General features: G+C 74.2%; 13 protein-coding genes and 1 riboswitch. Of the genes, 9 read left to right on the top strand and 4 right to left on the bottom strand.

The annotated features are described in order from the left end of the window. Nucleotides 1–48 precede the first annotated feature (48 nt). The 3 genes from ACGFW5_RS29915 to ACGFW5_RS29905 form a co-directional block, all read right to left on the bottom strand. Entirely contained in the window at nucleotides 49–1,479 is a 1,431-nt protein-coding gene (locus ACGFW5_RS29915; RefSeq protein ID WP_393837478.1) for a hypothetical protein, read from the bottom strand. Nucleotides 1,480–1,832: 353 nt separating this feature from the next. Continuing rightward, a complete protein-coding gene (locus tag ACGFW5_RS29910) occupies nucleotides 1,833–2,960 on the bottom strand; it encodes a hypothetical protein (RefSeq protein WP_393837434.1) in 1,128 nt (375 codons plus the stop codon). Between the two features lie 304 nt (nucleotides 2,961–3,264). Beyond that, complete coding sequence (locus tag ACGFW5_RS29905) at nucleotides 3,265–3,918, bottom strand: class II aldolase/adducin family protein (RefSeq protein WP_393837433.1); 654 nt, start codon at nucleotides 3,916–3,918, stop codon at nucleotides 3,265–3,267. A gap of 124 nt (nucleotides 3,919–4,042) precedes the next feature. On the opposite strand from ACGFW5_RS29905, the gene ACGFW5_RS29900 reads away from it, so the two are divergent. From ACGFW5_RS29900 to ACGFW5_RS29865, 8 genes are all read left to right on the top strand, one after another. Next, nucleotides 4,043–4,831 carry a lysozyme gene (locus tag ACGFW5_RS29900; RefSeq protein WP_393837432.1) on the top strand — a complete coding sequence of 263 codons (789 nt, stop codon included), beginning with the start codon at nucleotides 4,043–4,045 and terminating at the stop codon, nucleotides 4,829–4,831. Between the two features lie 111 nt (nucleotides 4,832–4,942). Next, a complete protein-coding gene (locus ACGFW5_RS29895) occupies nucleotides 4,943–6,211 on the top strand; it encodes an anion permease (RefSeq protein ID WP_393837431.1) in 1,269 nt (422 codons plus the stop codon). A gap of 34 nt (nucleotides 6,212–6,245) precedes the next feature. Further along, on the top strand, nucleotides 6,246–6,467 hold the full coding sequence (locus ACGFW5_RS29890) for a hypothetical protein (RefSeq protein WP_393837430.1): 222 nt from the start codon (nucleotides 6,246–6,248) through the stop codon (nucleotides 6,465–6,467). 100 nt (nucleotides 6,468–6,567) lie between these two features. Further along, nucleotides 6,568–6,709: riboswitch (cobalamin riboswitch) on the top strand. A gap of 96 nt (nucleotides 6,710–6,805) precedes the next feature. Further along, nucleotides 6,806–7,762, top strand: coding sequence for a cobalamin biosynthesis protein (locus tag ACGFW5_RS29885; RefSeq protein ID WP_393837477.1), 957 nt, complete (start codon nucleotides 6,806–6,808; stop codon nucleotides 7,760–7,762). Beyond that, nucleotides 7,744–9,285, top strand: a complete 1,542-nt coding sequence (locus ACGFW5_RS29880; protein WP_393837429.1) for a cobyric acid synthase — start codon at nucleotides 7,744–7,746, stop codon at nucleotides 9,283–9,285. Before ACGFW5_RS29885 ends, ACGFW5_RS29880 begins: the two co-directional genes overlap by 19 nt. 52 nt (nucleotides 9,286–9,337) lie before the next feature. Then, a complete protein-coding gene (locus ACGFW5_RS29875; protein ID WP_393837428.1) occupies nucleotides 9,338–11,404 on the top strand; it encodes a putative cobaltochelatase in 2,067 nt (688 codons plus the stop codon). Then, on the top strand, nucleotides 11,404–12,012 hold the full coding sequence (cobO, locus tag ACGFW5_RS29870; protein ID WP_362723456.1) for a cob(I)yrinic acid a,c-diamide adenosyltransferase: 609 nt from the start codon (nucleotides 11,404–11,406) through the stop codon (nucleotides 12,010–12,012). The genes ACGFW5_RS29875 and cobO overlap by 1 nt, the downstream gene beginning before the upstream one ends. Beyond that, nucleotides 12,006–13,478: a cobyrinate a,c-diamide synthase gene (locus ACGFW5_RS29865; RefSeq protein ID WP_393837427.1), complete on the top strand. Its 1,473-nt coding sequence runs from the start codon at nucleotides 12,006–12,008 to the stop codon at nucleotides 13,476–13,478. Before cobO ends, ACGFW5_RS29865 begins: the two co-directional genes overlap by 7 nt. 5 nt (nucleotides 13,479–13,483) lie before the next feature. Here the strand turns inward: ACGFW5_RS29865 and ACGFW5_RS29860 are convergent, their stop codons facing one another. Beyond that, the gene (locus tag ACGFW5_RS29860; RefSeq protein ID WP_393837426.1) at nucleotides 13,484–14,206 is read right to left on the bottom strand and encodes a ZIP family metal transporter; all 723 of its coding nucleotides are present in this window, start codon (nucleotides 14,204–14,206) and stop codon (nucleotides 13,484–13,486) included. Nucleotides 14,207–14,284: 78 nt separating this feature from the next. Here ACGFW5_RS29860 and cobC point away from each other — a divergent pair, with 78 nt between their 5' ends. Beyond that, on the top strand, nucleotides 14,285–15,907 hold the full coding sequence (gene cobC / locus ACGFW5_RS29855) for an Rv2231c family pyridoxal phosphate-dependent protein CobC (protein ID WP_393837425.1): 1,623 nt from the start codon (nucleotides 14,285–14,287) through the stop codon (nucleotides 15,905–15,907). Nucleotides 15,908–16,343: the final 436 nt, after the last annotated feature.

Genomic DNA, 16,343 nt, shown 5'->3' with positions numbered 1-16,343 from the left:
CGTGGGACGCCCTGCCCGCGGGCGGGCGGGGCGTCGCTACGCGCGTTGCTATGCGGAGCCGGTGTGCACCTGGAACGCGGCGCGGCGGACCGCCTTGGCCAGGGCCGGGTCGGGGTGCGCCGCGGCCAGGGCGACCAGGACCTGCACGGTGCGCGGGTGCCCGACGGCCCGTACCTCGTCGAGCAGCGCGGGGACCGTGCCCTGCACCGCCGAGTCGAGATGGCGTACCAGCAGTTCGCTCTCGCCGTGGTCGGCGACGGCGGCGGCCGTGTCGACCCACAGCCATGTCGAGTCCTCCCGGGACAGGACTCCCAGGACGTCCTCGGGGTCGCCGCCCTCGTGCTCGGCGAGCCACAGCAGGGCGTAGGGGCGCAGGCAGGTCTCCGTGACGGCGGCGCGCACCTCCGCCTCGGCGGGGGCGCCCACCACGCGCAGCGCCTCGAAGGCGAGGCCGCGCAGCAGGGCGTCGTCGCCGCGGGCGACGTCGAGGAGTTCGGTGACCGCACTGCCCACGGTGCGGGCGGCGGTCCAGGCCCGGTACTCGGCGCGGGCCGGGCCCGGAGTGAGGCCCGCGCAGCCGCGCAGCATGTCCTCCGCGGGCCGCTCGATGTTGCCGGCCGGGCTCTGCGCGGCGACGCAGATCTGCTCCAGTTTGACCCAGACCGCCCAGTTGCCGAGCGGCGTCAAGGTGGCCTGGCCCTCGCCGAGGACGAGCGCGCCGACGGCGGCCAGGCCGGCGAGGGCCCAGTCGAGGAGGTGCGGAAGCAGCGGCGAAAGCAGGGCGGGATCGGGCGGGGACACCGCGTCCGGGGCGGGCGGGGACACCGCGTCGGGGCCGGGCAGGGACAACGGATCGGCGTCGGGCGGCGACACCGGGTCGGAGTCGGGGCCGTAGGGGACCTCGCACCGCTCTTCGCGCAGTTCGGCGACCCGCTGTTCGAGGAGGTCGAGCAGGGCCGGCACGAGGACGGGCCCGTTGGAGAGCTGGAGGAGCGAGAGCACCTGGGGGACGGCCTCGACGACCTCGGCGACCGCGGTGGGCGCGATGCCGGCGGGGGCGGGGTGGATGAGGGACCAGGCGTCGAACAGGGCGACCCAGCCGCGCAGGACGGCGGCGTCGTCCCGGTCCCAGGCGCGCAGGCGCCAGCCGGGGCGCACCGTCGCGCCGTGCAGCTCGACGAGCCCGGCGAGGCGGGCCCGGTCCCAGGCCGCGCGCACCTGAGCGGGGGTCAGGCCCAGTGCGTCGGCGGCCCGCTGGGTGACCTGAGCGGGAAGCGGCCCCGCCCGGCCGGGCCCGGAGGCGCCGCCGGCCCGCTCGGCATCGGTCCAGCGGGCCACGCGTTCGGCGTCGGCGAGCACCGCTCTGGCCTGGCGGGCCAGTTCGCCGGCGGCCGGGGTGCCAGCGGGCGGCCGGGGCGCCGACCGGGTACGCCGCTCGGACACGGCCCTGCGGGCGGCCGCGAGGGGCCGGGCCTGCATCGGGTGCGGAGCGCGGACAAGCCGCAGTCTGGAGTCGCGCGGCAACTTCTCTTCAGGCTTCCGGGACGTCACGCATGCAGTCTTCCCGCTCACTGCCCGAAAGCCCAAACGGAATCGGCCACGCCCGTCACCGCCGGGGCGGTGGGGGCGGGCGAGGGGCCCGGGGCGGTTGCCCGGCAGGATGCCGGTCGTCGACCGCCCGCGAGCCCAAACGGAATCGGCCGTTTCTGTTGCTCCGGCGGCGAAGGGAGCCGCGTGACGCCAGGGGCCACCCCGCGGGGGCGTGGCCTCGCCGCTCGGCCGGTCACCCAAACGGAATGGCTGTGCCTGGTGTGGCCGGGCGGCCGGCCGCGTCACATGAGGGGGGTGAGGAAGCGGCGCAGGGTTTCTTCGTAGCCGGCCGGGTCGGCGTTCCACATCGCGGCGTGGGGGGCGTGCGGGACGGTGTGCAGCGTGATCAGTTCCGGGCGCCGGTCGGCGAGTTGGCGGGACGGTCCCCAGGGGGCGAGCGTGTCGTCGGGGCCGTGGAAGAGCAGCGTCGGGACGCGCAGGGCGCCGGGGTCGATGGCTTCCCGCAGGCGGTCGCCGTGCAGCCCGGTGCGGCCCTGGGCGGCCCGGACGGCGAGCGGCAGCAGGGGGCCGGGGGTGCGGCGGGCCGCGGCGAGGGCGCGCAGGGTGAACTCCCAGTCCAGCACCGGAGAGTCCAGAACGATGCCGCTGATGCGTTCGCGCTGGGCGCAGTGGGCGGCGGCGCGCAGCGCCATCGTGGCGCCGGTGGACCAGCCGTGCAGGATGACGTTCTGGGCGCCCGAGCGCAGGGCGTAGCGGATCGCGGCGTCGAGGTCGCGCCACTCGGAGTCGCCCAGGTGGCCCAGACCTTCCGGGGAGCGGGGCGCGCCCTCGTCGCCGCGGTAGGCGAGGGAGAGCACCGGGAGCTGCTGGCGGTGCAGGAACTCCAGGACGTTCAGGGGGTGTTCGCGGGTGGTGCCGAGGCCGTGCACGGCGATCACCCAGGTGGTGCGGACGGCGGGCGCCAACCAGGCGGGCAGCGGGCCGAGTTCGCCCGGGATCTCGACGTCCCGGTACTCGATGCCGAGGGCGGTGCCCGGGGTGCCGTGGTGGACCTGAGGGGTGAGCGCGACGCGGTCCCCCGCCGTGAGGACGCCGTGGGTGACCCGTTCGAGGCGGCGTACGACCGTGTCGGCGGTGTGCGGGGCCGTGTCCAGGACGTCACCGACGACGGCGTGGACGCCGTCGCCCGTCAGCCCGTACGTTCCCGGGCGCAGTGCCGCGAGTGAGCGGGTCAGGGTGACGCGGCCGGGTTCCGCGGCGTGCACGGTCAGCCGGCGGTCGGCGGGCAGCGGGCGGCCCGGCGGCGCCTTGAGGGCGGCGGCGCTGGCGAAGCGTCCGGCGAGGACCGCTGCCGCGCCGACGCCGATGAGTGTGGTGACGGCTGCGGCCGTCTTGGTAGCGGGGCGCACCTGTCCAGTCTCGGGGTCGAACCGCCGGTGTGCCAGTGGGCGGGGCCGGGCGGGACGGGAGATCACCGGCGCAGGCGAGCGCGGCCCTGGCCCGCCGGCCCCGCCCTACGGGCGGACGACGCCACTTCGAAGACACGACCTGGGGGGTGTCTGGTGGATCAGGGTCGGTCAGGGTGCGGCGCCTGGTGCGGTGCATCGCAAGGCGCCGGAACGTCGTGATAGCGGAGCTATCGGGGCGTTTCGGCAACGCCGCGAGGTGCCGTGCCAGGCGCCGCACCCCCGGCCATGATCCACCAGACACCCCCTAGGGCTGTCCGTAGCCGCGCAACCGCTGGGCCGCCTCGTCGAGCTGGGCGGCGCTGAGCAGGGACGGGGCGCGGCCGGGCAGGGCCGCGGCGGTGAGCCAGAGCCGGCACATCCACTCCAGCTGGGCGGTGCGGTCGTAGGCCTGCGCGAGGCTGTTTCCGTACGTGACGGTTCCGTGGTTCTGGAGCAGGCATCCGGTGCGGCCCTCCAGCGCCCTCAGCATGTTCCCGGCCAACTCCTCGCTCCCGTACAGGGCGTAGGGGGCGACGCGGACCGGTCCGCCGAGGGCGGCCGCCATGTAGTGGACCAGGGGCAGTTCGGGCACCAGGGTGGACACGGCGGTGGCGTGCACGGCGTGGGTGTGGACGACGGCGCGGGCGTCGGTGCTGCGGTACACGGCGAGGTGCATCGGCAGTTCGCTGGTGGGCCGCAGGGTGCCAAGGACCTGGTGGCCTTCGAGGTCGACGGCGACCGTGTCGGCGGGACCGAGACGGTCGTAGGGGACGCCGGTGGGGGTGATGAGGATGGTTTCGCCCACGCGTACCGACACATTGCCCGAGGTGCCGACGACCAGGCCTTCGGTGGCGGTCCTGCGTGCGGTGGCGGTCAGTTCGGCCCATGCCCCGGCGATGGCCGCCTCGTTGTCGCTCATGCGGTTGATCCTTCCAGGGCGGCGGCCCCGCGTGGGGAATCGGGGGTGGATCGTCCACTAGCCTCGCGGTGTTTTGTCCCGTACACCCGCATCCGACGCATCCGACACATCCGAGGAAGAACCCATGGCTCGGGACCGCGGTCCGCTCCCCCGCAGGACCGGCGCGCGGGCCTCGATCGGGGCCACGCTCGGGGCCCTGCTCGCGGCCCTGGCGCTCGGCTGTACGGCGCTCACGGCGCTGCCCGCCGCGGCGGCCGCGGGCAAGCCGGCCGGACACGACGTCTCCTCGCACCAGGGGAGCGTCGACTGGGCGGCCGCGAGGAGCCGCGGCGCCACCTTCGTGTACGTGAAGGCGACGGAGTCCACGACGTACCGCAACCCCTACTTCGGGCAGCAGTACGCCGGCGCGCGCCGGGCGGGTCTGATCCGCGGGGCCTATCACTTCGCGGTGCCCGACCAGTCCACCGGCCGCGCGCAGGCCGCCTTCTTCGTGGCGAACGGGGGTGGCTGGCGGGCCGACGGCTGGACCTTGCCGCCCGCGGTCGACCTGGAGCACAACCCGTACGGCAAGGAGGCCAACGGCGGCAGCGGCGACACCTGCTACGGGCTGAGCCCCGCCGCGATGGCCGCCTGGATCACCGGGTTCAGCGACGAGGTGCGGCTGCGCACCGGCCGCCGTCCGGTGATCTACACGAGCACGGCCTGGTGGAACGCCTGCACCGGCCACAGCCGCGCCTTCGCCGCCGGCCATCCCCTGTGGCTGGCCCGGTACGCCACCGCTCCGGGCGCGCTGCCCGCGGGCTGGTCGTACTGGACGCTCTGGCAGCACGACAACGGAAGCGGCCCCCTGCCGGGTGACCAGAATCTCTTCAATGGGACTTTTGCGCAGCTGAAGCGGTTCGCGGCGGGGTGATGTGCCCCGGACGCGCCTACATACACCGTGACGCCCGCCTCAGTTCATCTTCCGTTCATTCAGGTTACTTACGTTCGTCCCGACACTGACGTCGAACGATTGCCTGGGTAAATGGAACACATCACGCTGCTGCTCGCGATTGTGATCGTGACAGCTCTAGTGTTCGATTTCACGAACGGTTTCCACGACACCGCCAACGCGATGGCCACCACCATCTCGACCGGCGCCCTGAAGCCCAAAGCCGCGGTCGCCCTGTCCGCCGCGCTCAACCTGGTCGGCGCGTTCCTGTCGGTGGAGGTCGCCAAGACGATCTCCGGCGGCATCATCGACGAGAAAGGCATCCGGACCGAGGTCATCTTCGCGGCCCTGGTCGGTGCCATCCTCTGGAACCTGCTGACCTGGCTGCTCGGGCTGCCCTCCAGCTCCTCGCACGCCCTGTTCGGCGGTCTCATCGGCGCCGCGGTCATGTCGGCCGGCTGGTCCTCGGTCAACGGTTCCACCGTCGTCACCAAGGTGCTGCTCCCCGCCGTCGCCGCGCCGGTCGTCGCGGGCATCGCCTCGATGCTGGCCACCCGGCTCACCTACCGGATCAACCGGAACACCGACGAGAAGGCCACCGCGAAGGGCTACCGCGCCGGCCAGATCGCCTCGGCCGGGCTCGTCTCGCTCGCCCACGGCACCAACGACGCCCAGAAGACGATGGGCATCATCACCCTCGCCCTGGTCACCGGCGGTGTCCTGAGCCCGGGTGCGAACCCCCCGCTGTGGGTCATCGTCTCGGCCGGCCTCGCCATCGCGATGGGCACCTACATCGGCGGCTGGCGCATCATCCGCACCATGGGCAAGGGCCTGACCGAGCTCCGGCCGCCGCAGGGCTTCGCCGCCCAGACCGGCGCCGCCACCGTCATCCTCGCCTCCTCGCACCTCGGCTTCTCGCTCTCCACCACCCAGGTCTGCTCCGGCTCGGTCATGGGCGCGGGCCTCGGCCGCAAGGGCGGGGTGGTCCGCTGGTCCACCGCGACCCGGATGGCCGTCGCCTGGGTCCTGACGCTGCCGGCCGCCGCCGTCGTCGGTGCGGGCGCGGAATTCCTCACCCGGCAGGGCGCCTGGGGCATCGCCGCCGTCGCCCTTCTCCTGATCGCCGGCTCGGGCACCATCTGGAAGCTGTCGCGCCGCCAGCCGGTCGACCGGCACAACGTCACCGCCGACGAGATCGACGAGGCCCCCGCGGCCGAGCCCGCCGGTGTCATCACCACCGCGATCGCCGCGGTCAGCCCGCCGCCGACCGGCATCGCCGTCGCGTCCACCGACCTCAGGGCCACGATCCAGGCCCCGGCCCCGGTGGCCCCCGCGGACCCGCCCACCCCGGCTGCGGTCTGACCAGGCACTGACCAGGTACAGGTAAGGAATCCTCATGCGCATCGACTGGGCGGCTCTCGGCTCCGTCTTCGGCGTAAGCCTCGCGGTGACCGTCGGCCTGGTGGGCCTGTTCACCGTCGGCATCGTCGGCCTCACCAAGCGGGAGGCCGCGGCCTCGGGATCGGGCCATGTGCTCGTGGCCCGCACCACCGCGTACGCCTGCTTCGCGCTCTGCGCGGCGGCCGTGGCGTACGGGATCCATCTGATCGTCGCCTGACCCACGGGCACCCGGTGAACCGCCCTTCGGCTCCTGCCGCGGGGCGGTTTTCCGTGCGCCAGGGCACGCTCTCGCGCCGCAGGTCAACAGCAAGTTGACGGCTGTTCTCACAGCGTGGTGGACTGCACCGGCCAGCTACGGCGGCAGAAGAGGAAGCCGGTGAGAATCCGGCGCGGTCCCGCCACTGTCACCGGGGAGCGATCCCCGTGAGCCAGGAACTCTCGCCGCCGGTCACGTCGAACCAGGGCGCGGACACCCTGAGTGAGGACATACCGCCATGCGCGCCTGCCTGCCCAGACTTTCCGGTCCTTCCCGCGACGCCCTGGCGGGCTGAGCGGATGCGGGCCGATCGCACCTTCGCCTACGGCGCCACGGCCGGTCTCATCGGCGACCTCCTGCTCGGCGACCCGCGCCGCGGCCATCCGGTCGCCGCGTTCGGCCGGGCGGCGGGCGCCGTCGAGCGCGCCCTGTGGCGCGACCACCGCGGCTGGGGCGCGCTGCACACGATCGTGTGCGCGGGCGGCGCCGCGGCCACCGCGGCCCTCGCCTCCCGAGCCCTGCGATGCCGTCCCGCCGCGAGCGTCGCGCTGACCGCCGCCGCCACCTGGTCGGTGGTGGGCGGCACGTCGCTCGGCCGCGAGGCGCGGGCGATCGGCGGCGCACTGGCGGCGGGCGACATCGAGGTGGCGCGGGAGCGCCTTCCGCATCTGTGCGGGCGCGACCCGCAGTCCCTGGACAGCGACGGCATCGCGCGGGCCGTGGTCGAGTCGGTCGCCGAGAACACCTCGGACGCCGTCGTCGGCGCTCTGGTGTGGGGCGCGCTCGCGGGCGTGCCGGGCCTCGTGGGCTTCCGCGCGGTCAACACGCTGGACGCGATGATCGGTCACAAGTCGGTCAAGTACCGCAGATACGGCTGGGCTTCGGCACGTCTGGACGATGTGGCGGGCTGGCCCGGCGCCCGGCTCACCGCGGCCCTGGCCGCGCTCGCGGGACCGGACACCAAGGGCGCGGTACGGGCCTGGCGCGCCGACGCCGCACAACACCCGAGCCCCAACGCCGGCCCGGTCGAAGCCTCCTTCGCGGGCGCACTCGGCGTGCGGCTCGGCGGCACGCTGTCCTACGCGGGACGCGTCGAGCACCGGCCGGTCCTGAACGCGCGGGGGCGGCCGGTCGCGGTCGCCGACATCGAACGGGCGGTACGGCTCTCGCGCACGGTGGGCTGGCTGACGCTGGCCACCGCCGTCGCCACGAGGGCCGCTGTGAGAAAGGGACGTACATGGGTGGCGGGCTGCTGATCGCGGGCACGACGTCGGACGCGGGCAAGAGCGTCGTCACGGCCGGCATCTGTCGCTGGCTGGTGCGCCGGGGCGTGAAGGTCGCGCCGTTCAAGGGGCAGAACATGTCGCTGAACTCGTTCGTCACGCGGGAGGGCGCGGAGATCGGCCGGGCGCAGGCGATGCAGGCGCAGGCGGCGCGCGTGGAGCCCAGCGCGCTCATGAACCCGGTGCTGCTCAAGCCGGGCAGCGACCGCTCCAGCCAGGTCGTCCTCATGGGCAAGCCGGTGGGCGAGCTGAGCGCCCGCGGGTTCTTCGGCTCCGCGGGCCCGTCCTCGGGCGAGGCACTGGGCGGACGCGGCCGGGAGGCGCTGCTCGGCACCGTCCTGGAGTGCCTTGAGGAGCTTCGGGGCACGTATGACGCCGTGATCTGCGAGGGGGCGGGCAGCCCGGCCGAGATCAATCTGCGGCGCACCGACATCGTCAACATGGGCATCGCGCGGGCCGCGCGGCTGCCCGTCGTGGTGGTCGGCGACATCGACCGCGGCGGGGTGTTCGCCTCCTTCTTCGGGACGACGGCGCTGCTCAGCCCCGAGGACCAGGCGCTGGTCGCCGGGTACGTCGTCAACAAGTTCCGGGGCGACGTGTCGCTCCTGGAGCCCGGCATCGAGATGCTGCGCGGCCTCACCGGCCGGCACACCTACGGGATCCTCCCCTACGCCCACGGCCTCGGCATCGACGAGGAGGACGGGCTCAGGGTGTCGATGCGCGGCGCCGTACGGGAGTCCGTGGTGGCGCCACCGGTCGGCGAGGACGTGCTGCGGGTCGCGGTGTGCGCGGTGCCGCTGATGTCCAACTTCACCGACGTGGACGCGCTGGCGGCCGAGCCCGGTGTGGTCGTGCGGTTCGTCGACCGGCCCGAGGAGCTGGCCGACGCCGACCTCGTGGTGGTGCCGGGCACACGCGGCACCGTCCGCGCCCTCGCGTGGCTGCGCGAGCGCGGCCTCGCGGCGGCGCTCGCGCGCAGGGCCGCCGAAGGCCGCCCGGTGCTCGGCATCTGCGGCGGGTTCCAGCTGCTCGGCGAGCACATCGAGGACGACGTCGAGTCGAAGGCCGGATCGGTGGCTGGCCTGGGCCTGCTGCCGGTGCGGGTGCGGTTCGCCGCCGAGAAGACCCTGGCGCGGCCGGTCGGCACGGCGCTCGGCGAGCGCGTCGAGGGGTACGAGATCCACCATGGCGTGGCCGAAGTCCTGGGCGGGGAGCCCTTCTTGGACGGGTGCCGGGTCGGCCCGGTCTGGGGCACCCACTGGCACGGCTCCCTGGAGAGCGACGCGTTCCGGCGGCGCTTCCTCGCGCAGGTCGCGACGGACGCGGGCCGCCGGTTCGTGCCCGCGCCCGACACCTCGTTCGGTGTGCTGCGCGAGGAACAGCTCGACCGGCTCGGCGACCTGATCGAAGAACACGCGGACACCGACGCCCTGCTGCGGCTGATCGAGCAGGGCCCGCCCGCCGGGCTGCCGTTCATCCCGCCGGGGGCCCCATGACCACCCCCGCCCGCCCGCCGCGTACAGCACTACTCGAAGGAGACATCGGCACATGAGCACCCGGTATCCGTTCACGGCCGTCGTCGGCATGGACGACCTGCGCCTCGCGCTGCTCCTGAACGCCGTCAGCCCGGCGGTGGGCGGCGTCCTCGTCCGGGGTGAGAAGGGCACCGCCAAGAGCACCGCCGTTCGGGCGCTCGCTGATCTGCTGCCCGCGGTCGCGGTCGTGCCGGGCTGCCGGTTCAGCTGTGACCCGGCGGCGCCCGACGCCCAGTGCCCGGACGGGCCGCACGAGAGCGGGCCGTGCGGCGCCCGTCCCGCACGGATGGTCGAGCTGCCGGTCGGCGCCTCCGAGGACCGTCTGGTGGGCGCGCTCGACATCGAGCGGGCACTCGGCGAGGGCGTGAAGGCCTTCGAGCCGGGCCTGCTCGCCGACGCCCACCGCGGCATCCTGTACGTCGACGAGGTCAACCTGCTCCACGACCACCTCATCGACCTGCTGCTCGACGCCGCCGCGATGGGCTCGTCCTACGTCGAGCGCGAGGGCGTCTCGGTGCGGCACGCCGCGCGGTTCCTGCTGGTGGGCACGATGAACCCCGAAGAGGGCGAGCTGCGGCCGCAGTTGCTCGACCGGTTCGGCCTGACCGTCGAGGTCGCCGCCTCGCGCGAGCCCGAGCAGCGCGTCGAGGTGGTGCGCCGCCGTCTCGCCCACGACGACGACCCGGCGGCGTTCGCCGCGCGCTGGGCCGACGACGAGGACGCGCTGCGCCAACGCATCGTGTCGGCACGGGAGTTGCTGCCCTCGGTCGTGCTCGGCGACGCGGTGCTTCTCCAGATCGCCGCGACCTGCGCCGCGTTCGAGGTCGACGGCATGCGCGCCGACATCGTGATGGCACGCACCGCGACCGCGCTCGCCGCGTGGGCGGGCCGCACCGAGGTGACGAGCGACGACGTCCGGCAGGCCGCGCTGCTCGCGCTGCCGCACCGCCGCAGGCGCAACCCGTTCGACGCGCCGGGCCTCGACCAGGACAAGCTCGACGAGACCCTGGAGCAGTTCCAGGGCAACGAGGGCGCCGAGGGCGACGACGATCCGGACCCGGACCCCGAGGGCCCCGGAGGCGGTGGCGGGGGCGGCGGGGTGCCGCCGCAGGGCAACTCCCCGGAGTCCCCCGAGTCCTCCGAGTCCCCGCAGTCGCCCGCCGAGTCCGGACCGGCCGAGTCCCCGGAATCCTCCGACGCGGTGGAGCCGCCCGCGGCCCCCGCGCCGGGCGGCCCGGGTGAGCGCGCCGCGGTGAAGGCCGCCGAGCCGTTCCGCACGAAGATGCTGAGCGTGCCCGGGCTCGGCGAGGGCGCGGCGGGCCGGCGCTCGCGGGCCCGCACCGACCACGGCCGCACCACCGGTTCGCGCCGCCCCCAAGGGGCGCTCACCAAGCTCCACTTGACGGCGACGGTGCAGGCCGCCGCCCCGCACCAGCGGGTACGCGGACGCTCCGGCCGGGGTCTTGTCGTACGCCGCGACGATCTGCGCCAGGCCACCCGCGAGGGCCGCGAGGGCAACCTCGTGCTCTTCGTGGTGGACGCGTCCGGGTCGATGGCGGCGCGGCAGCGGATGAGCGCGGTCAAGGGCGCGGTGCTCTCGCTGCTCCTCGACGCCTACCAGCGCCGTGACAAGGTCGGCCTGATCACCTTCCGCGGCAAGGAGGCCGAGCTGGCGCTTCCGCCCACCTCGTCGGTGGACGCGGCCGCGGCCCGGCTCGAAACACTGCCGACCGGAGGGCGCACCCCGCTCGCGGCGGGCCTGCTCAAGGCCCATGACGTACTGCGCGTGGAGCGCCTTCGCGACCCGTCGCGGCGTCCGCTGCTCGTGGTCGTCACCGACGGCCGTGCGACGGGCGGCCCCGAGCCGGTGGCGCTCGCCGGGCGGGCGGCCCGGCTGCACGCGGCCGAGGGCACCGCGTCGGTGGTGGTGGACTGCGAGTCGGGGATGGTGCGGCTCGGGCTCGCCGGTGAGCTCGCGCGTGAACTCGGCGGCGGCGCCGTCACGTTGGACGAGCTGCGGGCGGATTCCATCGCCGGTCTCGTCAAGGATGTCCAGGGAACTTCGAGGAGGGCCGCTTAATGCCGCAGGGACAGGTCAGTGTCGTACCCGAGGACGGTCTGACGACACGTCAGCGCCGCAACAGGCACCTGGTGATGGTGCACACGGGCGTCGGCAAGGGGAAGTCGACGGCCGCGTTCGGGATGGCGCTGCGCGCCTGGAACCAGGGCTGGCCCATCGGGGTGTTCCAGTTCGTGAAGTCGGCGAAGTGGAAGGTCGGCGAGGAGAACGCGCTGAAGGTGCTCGGGGCGTCCGGCGAGGGCGGGCTCGTCGACTGGCACAAGATGGGCGAGGGCTGGTCGTGGATCCAGCGCGAGACCGCCGAGGGCGAGCCGACCCACGAGGAGAAGGCTCGCGAGGGCTGGGAGCAGGTCAAGCGCGACCTGGCGGCCGAGACGTACAAGTTCTACGTGCTCGACGAGTTCGCCTATCTGCTGCACTGGGGCTGGGTCGACGTGGACGAGGTCGTCTCGGTGCTGCGCGACCGGCCCGGCACCCAGCACGTCGTCATCACCGGCCGCAACGCCCCCGAGCAGCTGGTGGAGTACGCGGATCTGGTCACCGACATGTCCAAGGTCAAGCACCCGATGGACGCCGGCCAGAAGGGCCAGCGGGGCATCGAGTGGTAGCACGTCTCGTCATCGCGGCCCCCGCGTCGGGCAGCGGCAAGACCACCGTGGCGACCGGCCTGATGGCCGCGTTCGCCCGGTCCGGGCTCGCCGTGTCCCCGCACAAGGTGGGCCCCGACTACATCGACCCCGGCTACCACGCGCTCGCGACGGGAAGGCCCGGCCGCAACCTCGACGCGTACATGTGCGGGCCCGAGCTGATCGCCCCGCTGTTCGCGCACGGGGCGCGCGGCTGCGACCTCGCGGTGGTCGAGGGCGTGATGGGCCTGTACGACGGCGCGAGCGGCCTCGGTGAACTGGCCTCCACCGCGCAGGTGGCCAAGCTGCTGCGCGCGCCCGTGGTGCTCGTGGTGGACGCGTCCTCGCAGTCGCGGTCGGTGGCCGCCCTGGTCCACGGCTTCGCGTCGTGGGACCCCGACGTGCGCATCGGGGGCGTGATCCTCAACAAGGTCGGCTCGGACCGGCACGAGGCGCTGCTTCGCGAGGCGATGGAGGACGTGGGCATCCCGGTCCTCGGCGCCCTGCGCCGCGCCCCCCAGGTCGACACCCCCTCCCGCCACCTGGGCCTGGTCCCGGTCGCGGAGCGGCGTACGGACGCGCTCGACGCGGTGGCGGCGATGGGCGAACAGGTGCGGGCGGGCTGCGACCTGGACGCCCTCCTGGCCCTGGCGCGGTCGGCTCCGCCGTTGGGGACAAAGGCGTGGGAGCCGGCACTGGGCCCCGCCCCGGACGCCGGGGCCGCAACCGGGGCCGCGACCGGGACCGGGGCTCCGTCGCATCCAGCCCCTCCGGCGTTTGAGGAGCGGGAGTCCTGGGGCAGAGCCTCCGGTTCGGGAAGGGGCGGGGTGGGGAACGGCTCCGCGCAGCGGCCCGTGATCGCCGTCGCCGGCGGGCCCGCGTTCACGTTCTCCTACGCCGAGCACCCCGAACTGCTCAGCGCCGCCGGCGCGGAGGTGGTCACCTTCGACCCGCTCAAGGACGAGCAACTACCCGACGGAACAAGCGGGTTGGTGATAGGCGGCGGCTTCCCCGAGGTGTACGCGGCCGAGCTGTCGGCCAACGAACGGCTCCGCAAGGCCGTGGCCGAGCTCGCCCGGTCGGGGGCGCCGGTCGCCGCCGAGTGCGCGGGCCTGCTCTATCTGACCCGCTCCCTCGACGGGCAGCCCATGTGCGGCGTGCTCGACGCCGAAGCCCGGATGTCGAACCGCCTCACCCTCGGCTACCGGGAGGCGGTGGCGGTGCGGGACAACAGCCTGGCCGTCGCCGGCACCCGCATGCGCGGCCACGAGTTCCACCGCACCGTCATCGAGCCGGGCGCGGGCGAGGACCCGGCGTGGGGCATCGTGCACCCCGAGCGCCGCGTCGAGGGCTTCGTACAGGGCGGCGTGCACGCGAGCTATCTGCACACGCACTGGGCGGCCCGCCCGGAGGTGGCCCGCCGGTTCGCCGAGGGCTGCGCCCGGTGACGTCCTCAGCCGGCGACGCCCACCACCAGCCAGATGAACCCCACGCCCGCGACGGTGAAGAGCAGCGTCGAAAGGGCGGGGTGCTCGTGGTGGGCCTCGGGAAGGATCTCGGCGGCCGCCAGGTAGAGCAGCACGCCGGCGAAGAACCCCAGATAGCTGCCGAGCAGCTGCTCCGGAAGGGTGAACAGCAGGGTCGAGGCGGCCCCCGCCATCGGGGCCAGCGCGTCGGCCAACAGCATCGCGACCGCCTTGCGCTTCTCGTTCCCGTACAGGCTGGTGATCGTGTACGTGTTGAAGCCGTCGGCGAAGTCGTGGGTGATGACGGCGAGGGCCACCGCCACGCCCATGCCGGCGCCCACCTGGAAGGCGGCGCCGATCGCGATGCCGTCCATCAGGCTGTGCCCCACCATCGCGGACGCGACCGTGATGCCCACCTGCGGCGCCCGGTGTTCGCCCGCTCCGTGGGACGCCTGGCGCACCGCGAGCACCCGCTCGACGACATGGGCGAAGAGGAAGCCGCCCACGAACAGGAGCAGCGCCCGCGGCACCCCGTAGAGATCCTGCCCGGCCGCGTCCAGGGCCTCCGGCAGCAGGTCGAGCCCGACCACGCCGAGCATGAGCCCACCGGCGAGTCCGAGCACCAGGTGGCGCCGGTCGGTGACCCGGTTGGCGGTCCAGCCGCCGACCAGGGTCATCAGGAACGCGCCGAGCGCGACGATTACCGCCATGCGCCCTTGCTAGCCGACGGTGCGCGTACTCCGCATGTCCACTCCTCGCCCCGCCGGCGCCCTGAGAGGACCCCCGGCATGGCATCCACCGACCCCGGCTCCGGCCCCGGCTCCGGCCCCGGCCCCGGCTCCGGCCCCGACCCCGGCCCCGGCTCCGCCCCCGGCACAGCCGCCGCGGCCCCGCGTGGCGCCCGGGCGTGCCTCGTCGTGGGTGTCGGCGCCTCCAAGGGCGTCTCGGCCCGGGAAGTGCTCACGCTGATCGGTACGGCGTTGTCGGATGCGAGGCTCGATCCGGGCGCGGTGGCCGCGCTGGCCACCCTCGACACCAAGGCGCGCGAGCCCGGGATCGTGGAGGCCGCCGCGCGGCTGGGGGTCCCGGTCCTCGCGTACGGCGCCGGTGAGCTCGCGGGCGTCGTGGTGCCGCACGGCTGCGAGACCACCCTGGCCGCGGTCGGCACCCCGTCCGTGGCCGAGGCGGCGGCGCTCGCCGAGGGCGGTGAACTGCTCGTGCCCAAGCGGAAGTCGTGGGCCGCGGGCCGTGCCGCGATGGCGACGTGTGCGATCGTACGTCGACCCCACCTCCGGCCGTACGCCGACGGGCGAGACGGACCCCCCACCAGGAGCGAGGAAGCCATGTCCATCCCCACCACCGAGGCCCCGCACGATCTGCGCCACCACGGTGACGCCGAGGTACGCGACGACGGCGGCGAGCTGATCGATCTCGCGGTCAATGTACGCACCGGCACTCCCCCGGCCTGGCTGCGCGAGCGGATCGCCGGCTCGCTGACCGGGCTTGCCGCCTATCCGGACGGGCGGGCGGCCCGCGCGGCGGTGGCGGCGCGGCACGGTGTCACCGTGGAGCGGGTGCTGGTGACGGCGGGCGCGGCAGAGGCGTTCGTCCTCGTCGCCCGCGCCCTGACGTTCTGTCACCCTGTGGTCGTGCACCCCCAGTTCACCGAACCGGAGGCGGCGCTGCGGGATGCCGGGCACGAGGTGCGGCGCGTGCTGCTGCGGGCCGAGGACGGCTTCCGGCTCGACCCCGGCGCCGTTCCCGACGAGGCCGATCTGGTCGTGGTCGGCAACCCGACCAACCCGACGTCCGTACTGCACCCGGCCGCGACCCTGGCCCAACTCGCTCGCCCCGGGCGGACGTTGGTGGTCGACGAGGCGTTCATGGACGCGGTGCCGGGTGAACGCGAGGCGCTGGCGGGCCGCACCGATCTGCCCGGCCTCCTCGTCCTGCGCAGCCTGACCAAGACGTGGGGCCTGGCCGGGCTGCGGATCGGCTACGTCCTGGGCGAACCGGAGACAGTCGCGGCCCTCCAGCGGGCCCAGCCGCTGTGGCCGGTGTCGGCCCCGGCGCTGGTCGCAGCGGCCGCGTGCATGGAGCCGGCCGCGCTGGCCGAAGCCGAGGCGGCCGCGGCGCAGATCGCCGAGGACCGGGCCCATCTGCTGGCCGGGCTGGCCGAGTTCGACGAGGTGACCGCGGTCGAGCGGGCCGAAGGACCGTTCGTTCTCGTACGGATCAAGGGCGCGGCCGAGGTGCGCAGGCGACTGCGCGGACTGGGCTTCGCGGCCCGCCGCGGCGACACCTTCCCCGGGCTGGACCCCGAGTGGCTGAGACTCGCGGTACGCGACCGCACCACCACCAACCGCTTCCTCCAGGCCCTGGACCAGGCCCTGATCCTCGCCGAGGCCTGACCAGCACGGCGGAAACTGCGCAACCAGCCCCCCCACGGTCCGCAGACGAAAGCGGGTTTGAGGGGCGCAGGGAACTGCGCGACCAGCCCCGCACGGTCCGCGGACGAAAACGGGTTTGAGGGGCGCGAGGAACTGCGCAACCAGCCCCCCACGGCCCGCAGACGAAAACGGGTTTGAGGGGCGCGAGGAACTGCGCAACCAGCCCCCACGGCCCGCAGACGAAAACGGGTTTGAGGGGCGCGAGGAACTGCGCAACCAGCCCCCCACGGTCCGCAGACGAAAACGGGTTCAGGGGCGCGGGGAACTGCGCGACCAGCCCCCACGGCCCGCAGACGAAAACGGGTTTGAGGGGCGCGGGGAACTGCGCAACCAGCCCCCACGGCCCGCAGACGAAGGGGCCCCGCGGAGCCAGGGCCGCAGACGAAAGGCCCGCATG

The sequence above is a fragment of the Streptomyces sp. NPDC048416 genome (assembly GCF_043200435.1).
In the GTDB taxonomy this organism is placed as follows: Bacteria; Actinomycetota; Actinomycetes; order Streptomycetales; family Streptomycetaceae; genus Streptomyces.
This window is presented reverse-complemented; position numbering and strand designations above follow the sequence as displayed.